Origin of the sequence: Sediminibacterium roseum, assembly GCF_009939005.1 — a bacterium.
GTDB lineage: Bacteria > Bacteroidota > Bacteroidia > Chitinophagales > Chitinophagaceae > Sediminibacterium > Sediminibacterium roseum.
On sequence record NZ_JAACJS010000002.1, the window covers coordinates 491,703 to 504,062 of the forward strand.

Here is a 12,360-nt window from a genome sequence, read left to right on the forward strand (position 1 = left end):
GGGTAAAAAAATTTAGCTCAACTTCCGGATCATTTTTTCCAGCGCTTCCAAATGGTGTTTAAATGCTTTTTCGCCCGACTTTGTAACTGCATAGGTGGTATTTGTTTTCCGGCCGATGAAGCCCTTGTTTACTTTGATGTATGCTGCTTCTTCCAGTGTTTTCAGATGGCTCGCAAGGTTACCGTCTGTAACCTGGATGAGTTCTTTCAGGTCGTTGAAACTCACTTCATTGTTCACCAGCACGGCGCTCATGATGCCGAGCCGGATGCGGCTGTCAAAAATTTTATTAAGGTGTTCGATCGGATTTTTCATGTTGCCCGCCTTGGTTATTTCTTTTCATATTTCCACCACATGATCGCGCCATATAAAATATGAAGCACGCCAAAACCAATGGTCCAGAACAGGAGCCCGTAACCGATGTACCAAAGGTTGATCAACCCCAGTGCCAGCTCACTAAAACCCAGCCACCGTATTTCTGATAAAGTGTATTTGCTTCCGTTGATCAGTGCCAATCCATAAAACAGCAGGCACGATGGCGCGATCAATCCGCCCAACCCCAACTCAAAAAACCGGAAAGTAACGATCCCGCCAACCAGGAGAGGGATCATCGTGTTCCACATCAAACGCCTGGAGGTGGTTCCCCAGATGGGCGTTGCTGTTTTCCTGCTGCGAAGGTAGGTGAACAGGAACGCTACGGCCAGGGCCGCAAAAAAAATGGCAACACCAAGGACCATCAAAGGCCTGCCTACACTGGAGCCTTCCTCGAAAAAGATCCACTGGTAATCAAAAAAACCATCGATGCGCATGATCTTCTGCGCGCAAAAAGCGCCCACCAGTGCACAAACACCCGCGCCAATACCACTCAGCCCACTCAGGCTGATGAACCGGCTGCTCCGCTCCATCATCTGTTTGATGTCTTGCAGGGCGTCGAGATGTACGTTTTTGTCTTCCATAAAAAGTACTTTGTAATTCAAAGTAAGGTTGAATTCTTCAGATCCCAAAATTTTTTTTGCGGACCGGCCATTGGAAAGCCTGCAGCTTTCCCCGGATCATCCTTTGGTTAATGGGCTTCGTCTGAACCGGAATCCAGTGTTTCGGCCGGTAAAGTAGGCTCGCGGAGCTGTACGGGCGGAACGTATTTTTTCCGCATCCGCATATTGAGGATCTCAACGATGAAAGAAAACGCCATCGCGAAGTAAACATAGTTCTTGAGGTGCATTTCGTGTGCGCGCTCGCTGTCCCAGCCCTCTACCAGCAACACCAGCCCGATCATCACGAGGAATGAAAGCGCAAGCATTTTCAATGTCGGGTGTTTGTGTATGAAAGACGAAATCCTGGGGCTGAAAAGGAACATGACGATCATGGCAACCACAACGGCGGCGATCATTATTTCCAGTCGTTTTGCGGTTCCGCCCGCGGTAATGATGCTGTCGAAACTAAACACCATATCGATCAGCATGATCTGTACAACCGCCGCGCCGAATGCCAGTGGTTTTGTTTTGATGCCCGCCGCTTCATCTGCTTCGCCCTCCAGTTTGTGGTGGATTTCTTTTACGGTTTTGTACATAAGGAACAACCCGCCCGCCAGCATTACAAGGCTCGCGATGTCAAAATCCTTACCAAACATGGAAAACAGCGATTTGCCTTTTTGCGCAAGCAGCCAGCTCAGGCCGAACAACAGGACACTGCGGGTTGCAATACCGGTGACCATCCACGTGATCCTTGCTTTCGGCTGCAGCGCTTTGGGTAAGCGGTTCATGATGATGCTTACAAAAATCACATTATCGATACCCAATACGATCTCGAGTATAACCAGTACAAGAAAACTCACGAGGTTGTCGGCGCTGAACAATGACTCCATAACAATTATTTTATAGCAAGGTGTTTACAAATATTTTTAACGATCGATGGCCCTTCGTAAATAAACCCGGTCCATACCTGTACAAGTGTTGCGCCCGCATCCAGTTTTTCTTCCGCATCGGCGCCGGTAAAGATGCCGCCGCTTGCGATCACGGGAATTTTTCCTTCGAGCCCGCGGCAAAGGTATTGAACAACCTCTGTTGCCCTTTCCCTAACCGGTTTCCCGCTCAGCCCGCCTGCGCCGATCTGCTGTATGGTTTGCGCCGGTGTTTTGAGGTTCTCCCTGCTGATGGTTGTATTGGTGGCAACCAACCCGCTGAGTGCCGTCTCAAAACCCAGTTCAATGATGTCGTCCAGTTGTTCGTTGGTAAGATCCGGCGCGATCTTGAGCAGCAATGGTTTCGGGCCGGGTCTTGCGTGGTTGCGGTTCTGTATTTCGGATAAGATCTTTTTGAGCGAATCTTTTTCCTGCAGCGCGCGCAATCCCGGTGTGTTGGGTGAGCTTACGTTCACCACGAAATAATCCACGCCCTCAAACAATCCTTCAAAACCAATGCAATAATCTTTCCAGGCATCCTCGTTATCGGTTGTTTTGTTTTTGCCGATGTTTCCCCCTACAATAAAACCGGTCTTTTTGCCTTTTGCCTCGCGCTCCTTTCTCTCAACCAGCCTTTTCCGGATCACTTCAACCCCATCGTTGTTAAATCCCATGCGGTTGACAAGCGCTTTGTCTGCCGGCAGCCTGAACAACCTCGGCTTTTCATTTCCCTGCTGTGGTTTGGGCGTAACCGTTCCTATTTCTGCAAAACCGAAGCCCAGTGTTTCGAGCTCGCGCAGGTAAAGGGCGTTTTTGTCGAAGCCGGCGCCCAATCCCACAGGGTTCTCAAACGACAACCCGAATACTTCTTTTTTCAACGAAGGGTGAGATACACGGAAATTGCTTTCCAGTAAAGACCTGACGGGGGCGATGCCGCAGCCCGCGCGCAGCAGGTTCATCGAAAAATAATGAACATCCTCGGGCGGGAAACAGAACAACAACTCGCGGATAAGGGGGTAAAGCATGAGCGCGAAGATAGCAGGAAGCTGCGAGTTGCGAACCGCAGGCGGCCTGCTTTTGTTGACAGAACGGGACAAGCGGCAGGCAACACCCCATACCCCATAGCTTTAGTTGCATAAACAACCTTTTTTCCTATATTTGAGATGTAAAACGTAATCATATGCAGGAAGCATACATCGTAACCGGTTACCGCACGGCGGTGGCCAAGAGTAAGAAGGGCGGGTTCAGGTTTTTCAGGCCCGACGACCTGGCGGTTGAGGTGATCAGGGGGTTGATGGCCACCGTGCCGCAGCTTGATCCGAAAAGGGTGGATGATGTGATCGTTGGTAATGCCGTTCCGGAAGCGGAGCAGGGCCTGCAGTTCGGAAGGATCATTTCTGCGCGGGCATTGGGTATTGATGTGGCCGGGCTTACCATCAACCGGTACTGTGCGAGCGGGTTGGAAAGCATCGCCATCGCCACTGCCAAGATCCGCACGGGTATGGCGGATTGCATCATCGCCGGTGGAACGGAAAGCATGAGCCTGGTTCCCACGGCCGGGTGGAAAACGGTTCCTTCGTATGCCATTGCAAAAGACGAACCGGATTATTACCTGAGCATGGGGTTAACGGCAGAGGCCGTTGCCAAAGAGTTCAAGGTGAGCCGCGAAGACCAGGACGAATTCGCTTACCACTCGCACCGCAAAGCAAAGACCGCGCTCGACGAGGGTTATTTCAAAAGCGGGATACTGCCCATTACGGTTGAAGAGGTTTATCTCAACGAAAAAGGAAAAAAAGCAACACGGTCTTACGTGGTAGATACAGACGAAGGTGTGCGTGCCGATACCAATACAGAGGCGCTTGCCAAACTCAAACCCGCGTTTGCAACAGGTGGCAGTGTAACGGCGGGCAATTCATCGCAAACCAGTGATGGCGCCGCTTTCGCATTGGTGATGAGTGAGCGGATGATCAATGAACTTGGATTGAAACCAATTGGCCGCCTGGTGAACTGCGCATCTGCAGGTGTTCACCCGCGGATCATGGGCATCGGGCCGGTGGCGGCGATACCGAAAGTATTGAAGCAGGCGGGTATGCAGCTGAACGATATTGACCTGATCGAATTGAACGAGGCCTTCGCCTCGCAATCGCTGGCCGTTATACGGGAGCTTGGATTGAACCCTGATATAGTAAACATCAACGGCGGCGCCATCGCCCTCGGGCACCCACTCGGATGCACAGGTTGCAAGCTCACCGTCCAATTGTTGAATGATATGAAACGGCTGGATAAAAAATACGGGATGGTTACTGCCTGTGTTGGCGGCGGGCAGGGAATCGCCGGTATCATCGAGCGCATTTGACGACACCTTGCCAAAGCCGGGAGCACATTTCTGCAGCGCACAAAAAAGCGGGCACCATCAAAAGGGCGCCCGCTTTTTTTTAACAGGTTTTTCTGCGCCGGAACGGTGCAGGGGCATGCTTTTTTTAGCCGGTTCATTACCGGCCACCAAACACGTAAGCCATGCAATCCATCCTTCTCCCCACCGATTTTTCACCCACCGCAAAAAATGCCGCGCGGTATGCTTTGGAGCTGGCGAAACAGTTGGGTATTCCGCGCATTGTGCTGTATCATTCGTACGAGATCCCGCTTACCATCGATCCGATCTCGCCGGGTGTGCAGATGCTCGATATGGAATCGGTTAAGGCAAACGCAGCAAAATCGCTTGAAAATTTCGAGGTGCAGGTGAAAGCCTTTGCGGGCGATATACAGGTTGAGCACCTCAACGAGTATGGGGCGCTTGCAGATGGCCTGGACGAAGTTTGTACAAAAACCAATGCGGCACTGGTTGTAATGGGCATTACCGGTGGAAGTGTGCTCGAGGAAAAACTGATCGGCAGCAACACCGTGTCTGTTGCAAAACATACCCGGGTGCCGGTGATCATTGTACCGGCAGGCGCATCGTTCAACCGGGTCAGGTCGGTAATGCTGGCGAGCGATTTTGAGCGCGCAGATACCACGGTTCCGGTGCAGCGCATCAAACAATTCATCGATCGGGCAGGCGCTAAGTTTTTTGTTTTTCATGTAGAGAACAAAGAACCGGTTACCCTTCCTTCCGAAGTGATGGGTGAAGATTTTGCGGTGCATGATGTTTTGCAGGAGCTGCATCCCGAATATCATTTCACAGAAAACAAAAATTTTGCGGAAGCGGTGAATGATTTTGTAACGGAACATGCGATTGACCTGGTCATTTCCGTTCCGAAAGAACATGGTTTTTTTGCAGGATTGTTTGCCGGGAACCATACAAAAATACTTGCCTTTCACAGCCATGTTCCAGTAATGGTGGTGCACAAATAACAGAACGAGCTCACTAAACCCATGTTATCGTTTTATGAAAGATCCCAAAAAACAAATAAAAAAGACAGAAGAAGAAACTGCCCCGAAAGCTCATGATAATGATGCATATTTGCCATCCCGAGAAGACGAAGGTTATATAGAGCCTGAAAAACAGGATGGCATGCAACCCGAGGACCTCGACAGTGACGCTGAAAATTTTTAACCCATTATGGCCCTACTCGAAAAGCAATTGATCGTAAAACGATCCGGTTTACCCAACGCAGGAAAAGGTTTGTTTACCACGAAAGAGATCCCACGCGGCACGCGTATTGTAGAATACAAAGGTGTGATCAAAACATGGAAAGAGATCACAGACAACCCCGTATTCAACGGTTATGTTTTTTATGTGAACAAAAACCACGTGATCGACGCAAAAAACTACAAACCCGGATTGGCCCAGCTCGCCAACGATGCAAAAGGCCTGAGCCGTATTGAAGGTGTGCTTAACAACTGCAAGTACGAAGAAGACAACAAAAAGGTCTATATCGTTTCCACCAAAAAAATTCCTGCCGGCGCCGAAATATTGGTTGGATACGGAAAGGAGTATTGGGATGTGGTTAAGAGCCTTGGTAAATAGGGAAATCTTTTTACCGGTTGAGCTTCAAGCGTACTACCCGAGGTATTTCCCAACGATCGGCACCCTTCTGCCCACGCCAAATGCTTTTGGCGATACGCGGATGATGGGGCAGAACTGGTTTCTTTTGTACTCGTTTGTATTCACCATTTTCAGGATGCGGTCTACAAGGGCCGCATCAAATCCCTGGATCTTTATTTCTTCCGGTCCCAGCCTTCTTTCAATGTATTGGTAGAGTACCTGGTCCATCACTTCGTAATCAGGCAGGCTGTCGCTGTCTTTCTGCCCCGGGCGAAGTTCGGCACTCGGTGGTTTGCTTAGGATGTTGCCCGGGATGATCTCCCCGTTCCTGTTGATGAATGTTGCGAGCTCGTAGATCTGCAGTTTGTAACAATCGCCCAGCACACCAAGTCCGCCGGCCATATCGCCATACAATGTACCATACCCTGTGGCCAGTTCGCTTTTGTTGGATGTGTTGAGTAAGATATAGCCGAATTTATTAGCGATCGCCATCAGCAGGTTTCCGCGTGTGCGGCTTTGTATGTTCTCTTCTGCAAGCGAGAAGGGAAGGTCTTTGAAAACGGGTTTGAGTGTTTGTAAAAAAGATTCGTATACATCGTTGATGCGGATGATCTCGTACGGATTGCCCAGGTTTTTGCTGAGTGCAACGGCGTCATCAACCGAGTGGCTGGTTGAGTAGGGCGATGGCATCAGTACGGCATGTACGTTCTCTTTCCCCAGTGCATCGCAGGCGATGGCGAGTGTTACGGCAGAATCAACCCCGCCGGATGATCCGAGGATCGCTTTGCTGAACCCCATTTTTGTAAAATAATCGCGGATGCCCAATATCAATGCGTCGTACACCTGCGCGATGTTCAATTTGGGTTCCAGTGTAACGGGATTGAGTTCTTTATCAGGCACACGGCTCGCCGGTTCGATGATGGGCGCATCTATCATCCCATTGTCGAGCAGCACCACGCTTTCCATCGCCTCTTCAAACATGGGCAATGCTTTGCAGAGGTTGGCGTCTTTGTCAAAGATCAGCGAAGCGCCATCGAACACCACTTCTGTCTGGCTGCCCACCGAGTTGCAATAGAACATCGGGATCCTGTATTTCACAACGTTTGCCTTGATCACCGATTTGCGGTCCTCATCGTGCGTATAATCAAACGGCGATGCGCTGATGTTGAGCATGAGATCGGGTTGCTGTTCCATGAGCTGGTCCATGGGGCAGATGCGGTACAGCGGATTGTCGCCGAGGTTCCATATGTCTTCGCAGATGGTGATGGCCAGTTTTTTTCCTTTGAACGGTACCACTTTCCAATCGAATGCGGGTTCGAAGTAGCGGTATTCGTCGAACACATCGTAGGTGGGCAATAAGGTTTTGTGTATCTCGGCTTTGATCTCTTTTTCGTACAGGAAGAAAGCGGCGTTGAACAGGCTTTTTCCTTTGTGAACGGTATTTCTTGCCGGGCTTCCGATCAGTACGGCGATGGTGTCGGCTTCTTCGCGGATGCGGTCAACGGCGTCGTAACATTTTCCTATAAAATCATTGAACTCTACAAAATCCCTTGCAGGATACCCGCTTACGCACATCTCGCTGAACATGATCAGGTCGCCCCCCTGCGCTTTTGCTTCCCTGATGGCGGAGATGATCTTATTGGTATTGCTTTCAAAATTCCCGATATGGTAATTCTGCTGCGCTAAAAAGATTTTCATGCGGTAAAGTTCCGTAACTTTTCGCAGGTTTTATTTTTTTGCATCAGAAAATCCGGCCCCTTACCGGACAATGTTTCTTCATGAAAAGAGCAGCGTTATTTGCTTACTTCCTGGTTGTGTCTTTTACCGGCACGGCGCAATCGCATGAGTTTCGTTTTTTTCCTGTCAAAGATCTTTCCTGGGTGTACCAGGGCGTGGTTGGAAAAGTGGGCAATCATTTTTTCCTGATCAACCGGCTGACGCAGGGCGGGCTTGATCTTTTTATCTACGATACCGTTTCGCAAACGGGTAACAAACGTTTCTATACGTTTCCGCGGCAGATCTCTTCTATCCTGGTTTTTGAGCGGTCGATCGTTTTCGCGGGTGTTACGGCGAACGCCGAACAAGGCGTCAGCTACCATTTTATAGAGCTTGATGAAAACGGCAACGAGGTCAGGCGCCTGCAAGACTCGCTCCGGATGAGCCCGCAGATGAATGTGCTTGCGAGCCCCGATAAAAAGAACGTGCTTTATTTCCAGTACTTCAAACGCGGGCCCGATTCGGCATTCATCCAGGCAGCCATCATCGGCAATGACGGGCTGGTGAAAAAAAACCTTGCCTACACCTTCAAACACGATAAGGAACGGGACGATGAGCCGGAGACATTTTTAGACAACAATGGCAATACACACATCGTTGTGTACGACAAATACAACAATTACCGCCTGTCTACCGACCTTACCATCAACACCATTCCTTTCGCCGAAGAGCTGATGACGAGTGAAACGTTCTCGCTTCAGAAAACGAAGTTGAAGACGATGCAGATCTTCCAGAACAAATCATGCAATTGCCTGCAGGCGCAGGGAATGTATGCGGATGGATCTTTAAAAACAGTAAGGGGCATGTACACCATTTCTTTTCCCATTGCACGGAGAAATGAGATCAGGCAGCGCTACAGCGCGTTCACGCCCGGGATGATCAAGGATTTCAAAAAAGGTTTCGCCGCATCCGACGGAGGTATTGCCAACGCGCTTTACCTGCAGGAGATGATCAGCACCGACAGCGGCACGTACGCCATATTTAAACTCAACTCGGAACTGGTGCAGATGCAGGAAAAACGCATCCGCGCCAACCGGCCCTGGGTAGACTTTGCTCCGCAGGCAATGGTAACATCGCGCGCCAACAACTGGAACTCGCCAAAAATGATTTACCTGAAGATCGGCAGGGACCAGAATATTGCATGGCACTCGATCAAGGGGCAGGATGTTTTCCGTTTTACAGAAGCGCGTTACAACCGCGTGTATGTAAGCGGTGACGAGAGTGAGCTGCTGACGACCATGAGCCTTGCAGACAAAGCCGATGAGCCACAGCCGGTGCTGCTCACCATCAGGAACGGGGAACAGTTGATCGAGAAACTGCCGGAGAAATTTCTTACGCTTTCACCATTGCAATTGTTGTCGAAACAGTTGTATGGTTCCGTGTACGTGAACGACAGAACCAAGGAAGGAGGTCTCCTGCTGGTGGTCTCGAAATAGCTTTAACACACAATTATACGGATACCCTTTTTTCTTACGCGGCAGCGTTTACTTTTGTGATCGTTTATAAACAGGTATGAAAAAAATAGTTTTGGTTTTCTCTGTGGCGCTGCTGGCTGCATGCAGTTCAAAAAAAACACCGGATGTATCGGGTATCAAGGTAGAGTTGAAGACTGAACGCTTTGAAAAAGATTTTTTTGCGGTAGATACATTACACGTAAAAAATTCGCTGACCGAACTCAACCGGAAACATCCCGGGTTTACGCAGGATTTCTTATATAATATTTTAGGAACGGCACCTGACAGCGTGGAAAAAGATGTTCCGGGTTTCATCCGCAGTTACCAAAGCATGAATGCCCTGGTGCCGGAGAAATTCAGGGATTTTCCGAAGATCGAGGCGGCGGTAAAGAGAGGGCTCCAGTTCGTGCATTATTATTTCCCGGCGTATCGTTTGCCTACGCGGCTGATCACGTTCATCGGGCCGATCAACAGTTATGGAAACATCATCACCACCAATGCGCTGGCCGTAGGGTTGCAGTTGTATATGGGGAGCGATTATCCTTTGTACCTGAGCAGCATGGGGCAGCAGATGTATCCTACCTTTATTTCAAGAAGGTTTTCCCCCGAATACATACCAGTGAACTGCATCCGGAATATCGTGGATGACATGTACCCGCTGAACAACCTCAACAGGCCCCTTGTGGAGCAGATGGTGGAATCGGGCAAACGCCTATACCTGCTGGACCTGCTTCTGCCAGAGGCCGCCGACACACTCAAGACCGGTTACACCCAACAGCAGCTTGACGAGTGTTATGCCAGCGAAAAAAACATCTGGAGCTTTTTTGTGCAAAACGACATGCTCTATAAAAACGATCCCAACTTTACAAGAGATTATATGAGCGATGGCCCCAGTACACAGGCGCTCGGCGACAGATCGCCCGGAAACATCGGCCAGTTCGTAGGCTGGCAGATCGTTAAAAAATGGATGGCCAAAAACCCCGGCACCACCCCGCTTCAATTGATGGAAAAAAATCCAAAGCAGATTTTTGAGGAGGCGAAATACAAACCATAGTTATAATTAGGAATTAGGAATTAGGAATTAATAATTGTGAAATGCGATCGGGTAGCTGAAAATATTCAATTCCCAATTCCTAATTCCTAATTATTAATTCCTAATTCATTTTCCCCGGTGCTATCATCTCAAACGCCGGAATGTTAACCGAGAACAAATGTTTGCTGTTCTCGTTTTGCATTTGGTAGGAGCCATGCATTTTGCCCATTTCTGTGCGGAGGTTGCAGCCGCTTACGTATTGGTAGTTTTCGCCGGGTTTGAGAACCGGTTGAACGCCTACCACGCCTTCGCCCTCCACCTCGCGGTGCTCGCCGTTGCTGTCGAAGATGTACCATTGACGGCGCAGCAGTTTTACGGTAAAATTGTTGTGGTTCTCGATGGTAATGCGGTAGGCAAACATAAATTCGCCGTTCAGCGGGTTGCTGTAATCGGCCTGGTAAAAGGTCTCAACGCTTATTTCAACACCTTCTGAAATTTTGGATACCATGCGGGAGGGCTTTTAGTAAAAATAAGGAAATGGCAGATAGGTTGCTGTTAAAACGGGCATCTTTTTACCGGCGGTAAGGGCCCCGTGCGCCTTGGCCTTTTTGGGTGTGATCGTGGCTGTTTTTCGGCCGGAAGGTGTAAAGGTGGCGGTACACTGCGTAAAGCAGGGCCGGAGTAAAATAACATGGCATTCTACCCATTTGCTCGTAATTTTGCAACTCTAAAATTTCCCTATGACAAAAATTGCTGTTGCTAACGGAGATGGTATCGGGCCGGAGATCATGGCCGCCGTTCTTTCTATTTTCAAAGCGGCTGAACTGCCCCTCGAGTTTGAGTTTGTAGACATGGGTAAGTGGGTGTTCGATAAAGGCTACAGCAATGGCATGACCCCGGAGGCGCAGCAAACCATCGAATCGCTCGGTATCCTGTTCAAAGGGCCGATGGAAACCCCGAAGGGAAAGGGTGTAAAAAGCATCAACGTAACCGCGCGCAAAACATGGAACACGTATGCGAACAAAAGGACTTTCCAGACCCTGCACGGCGTTGATACGGTGTTCAGTAAAGCGGGCATTCCCATCGACATTACCATTGTGCGCGAAAATATTGAAGATACCTACGGCGGTATTGAGCACATGCTTACGCATGATGTGGCGCTGAGCCGCCGTTTCATCACCCGCCCGGGCAGCATGCAGGTGATCAAATATGCCTTTGAAATGGCGAAGAAAAAAGGTGCAAGGCGCATTACCTGTGGTCATAAGGCAAACATCATGAAACTCACCGACGGCCTCTTTCTCGAAGTGTTTTACGAGGTGGCGAAAGAATACCCGGAACTGAATGCAGACGACGTGATCGTGGATGATCTCTGTATGAAACTGGTGAGCCGCCCAGACCTTTTTGATACGGTGGTGTTGACCAATCTCCAGGGTGATATCGTAAGCGATCTTTGCGCAGGATTGGTTGGCGGCCTTGGTTTTGCCCCTTCCGCAAACATCGGCGATCATATTTCCATATTTGAAGCGGTGCACGGAACCGCACCGGATATTGCGGGCAAGAACATAGCCAATCCAACCGCCCTGCTGTTGAGCGGCTTCAACCTGCTTCGTCACATTGGCCTGATGGAACCTTCCAATATGATCGAAAATGCACTGCTGTACACGCTGGAAAGCGGCGTGCATACGGGCGATTTTGGCGATAAAAGCACACCATCGCTCAACACCACCGCATTTGCGGAAGCGGTGATCAGCAATTTCGGGAAAAAGCCGACGCACAACGCAAGGCCATTTATCCCGAACCAGGAGCCTACACAAACCCATTTCAAACTCGAGAAAAACCCGATGCTCGAGAGCAAGGATGAAGGAACGGTGTCGATTGTAGGTGTAGATATGTTTATCGAAAGCAACCTGCAGCCGATGGCCGTGGCAGACAAATGCCTGCATCATACCGCCAATCTCTTCAAACTCGTAACCATCAGCAACCGCGGAACACAGGTGTGGCCCAAGGGATCATCTTTCACCAACCTTGTAAACCTTTATTGTGCACGTTTTGAAAGCCTGGGAGATGTTGCGGTAACGCAGGTAGACATCATGGAACTGTACAAAAGGCTCTCGCAGGATTTCAAGATCTGCTCAACGGAGTTGCTGGATATGTGGGGCGATAAGAAAGCTTATAGCCTGGCACAGGGGCAATAGCGTAAACTTTTTGATTTATT

Annotated in this window: 13 protein-coding genes; 7 read left to right on the top strand and 6 right to left on the bottom strand. The window is 49.6% G+C overall.

Features of this window, described 5'->3' with window-relative positions; all coding sequences use genetic code 11:
• Positions 1–12: 12 nt before the first annotated feature.
• The 4 genes from GWC95_RS02080 to GWC95_RS02095 all read right to left on the bottom strand — a co-directional run bounded on the left by GWC95_RS02080 (position 13) and on the right by GWC95_RS02095 (position 2,922).
• Entirely contained in the window at positions 13–312 is a 300-nt protein-coding gene (locus tag GWC95_RS02080) for a winged helix-turn-helix domain-containing protein (protein ID WP_161817010.1), read from the bottom strand.
• Between the two features lie 14 nt (positions 313–326).
• A complete protein-coding gene (locus tag GWC95_RS02085; RefSeq protein ID WP_161817011.1) occupies positions 327–953 on the bottom strand; it encodes a hypothetical protein in 627 nt (208 codons plus the stop codon).
• A 107-nt stretch (positions 954–1,060) separates the two neighbouring features.
• Entirely contained in the window at positions 1,061–1,861 is an 801-nt protein-coding gene (locus tag GWC95_RS02090; protein ID WP_161817012.1) for a TerC family protein, read from the bottom strand.
• A 5-nt stretch (positions 1,862–1,866) separates the two neighbouring features.
• Positions 1,867–2,922, bottom strand: a complete 1,056-nt coding sequence (locus GWC95_RS02095) for a quinone-dependent dihydroorotate dehydrogenase (RefSeq protein ID WP_161817013.1) — start codon at positions 2,920–2,922, stop codon at positions 1,867–1,869.
• A 155-nt stretch (positions 2,923–3,077) separates the two neighbouring features.
• Between GWC95_RS02095 and GWC95_RS02100 the strand changes: the two genes are divergently transcribed.
• The 4 genes from GWC95_RS02100 to GWC95_RS02115 all read left to right on the top strand — a co-directional run bounded on the left by GWC95_RS02100 (position 3,078) and on the right by GWC95_RS02115 (position 5,864).
• Positions 3,078–4,253: an acetyl-CoA C-acyltransferase gene (locus GWC95_RS02100; RefSeq protein ID WP_161817014.1), complete on the top strand. Its 1,176-nt coding sequence runs from the start codon at positions 3,078–3,080 to the stop codon at positions 4,251–4,253.
• A 161-nt stretch (positions 4,254–4,414) separates the two neighbouring features.
• Positions 4,415–5,248 (top strand): universal stress protein, encoded by an 834-nt coding sequence (locus GWC95_RS02105; RefSeq protein ID WP_161817015.1) that lies wholly within the window; start codon positions 4,415–4,417, stop codon positions 5,246–5,248.
• Between the two features lie 34 nt (positions 5,249–5,282).
• Entirely contained in the window at positions 5,283–5,450 is a 168-nt protein-coding gene (locus GWC95_RS02110) for a hypothetical protein (RefSeq protein WP_161817016.1), read from the top strand.
• Positions 5,451–5,456: 6 nt separating this feature from the next.
• Positions 5,457–5,864, top strand: coding sequence for an SET domain-containing protein (locus tag GWC95_RS02115; RefSeq protein ID WP_161817017.1), 408 nt, complete (start codon positions 5,457–5,459; stop codon positions 5,862–5,864).
• Between the two features lie 33 nt (positions 5,865–5,897).
• Here the strand turns inward: GWC95_RS02115 and GWC95_RS02120 are convergent, their stop codons facing one another.
• Complete coding sequence (locus GWC95_RS02120) at positions 5,898–7,580, bottom strand: NAD+ synthase (protein WP_161817018.1); 1,683 nt, start codon at positions 7,578–7,580, stop codon at positions 5,898–5,900.
• Between the two features lie 80 nt (positions 7,581–7,660).
• Here GWC95_RS02120 and GWC95_RS02125 point away from each other — a divergent pair, with 80 nt between their 5' ends.
• Positions 7,661–9,094, top strand: a complete 1,434-nt coding sequence (locus GWC95_RS02125) for a serpin family protein (RefSeq protein ID WP_161817019.1) — start codon at positions 7,661–7,663, stop codon at positions 9,092–9,094.
• A 76-nt stretch (positions 9,095–9,170) separates the two neighbouring features.
• Positions 9,171–10,166, top strand: coding sequence for a gliding motility lipoprotein GldB (gene gldB, locus GWC95_RS02130; RefSeq protein ID WP_237722031.1), 996 nt, complete (start codon positions 9,171–9,173; stop codon positions 10,164–10,166).
• Between the two features lie 100 nt (positions 10,167–10,266).
• Here the strand turns inward: gldB and apaG are convergent, their stop codons facing one another.
• Entirely contained in the window at positions 10,267–10,653 is a 387-nt protein-coding gene (apaG, locus tag GWC95_RS02135; protein ID WP_161817020.1) for a Co2+/Mg2+ efflux protein ApaG, read from the bottom strand.
• 232 nt (positions 10,654–10,885) lie between these two features.
• Here apaG and GWC95_RS02140 point away from each other — a divergent pair, with 232 nt between their 5' ends.
• A complete protein-coding gene (locus GWC95_RS02140) occupies positions 10,886–12,340 on the top strand; it encodes an isocitrate/isopropylmalate family dehydrogenase (RefSeq protein WP_161817021.1) in 1,455 nt (484 codons plus the stop codon).
• Positions 12,341–12,360 lie beyond the last annotated feature (20 nt).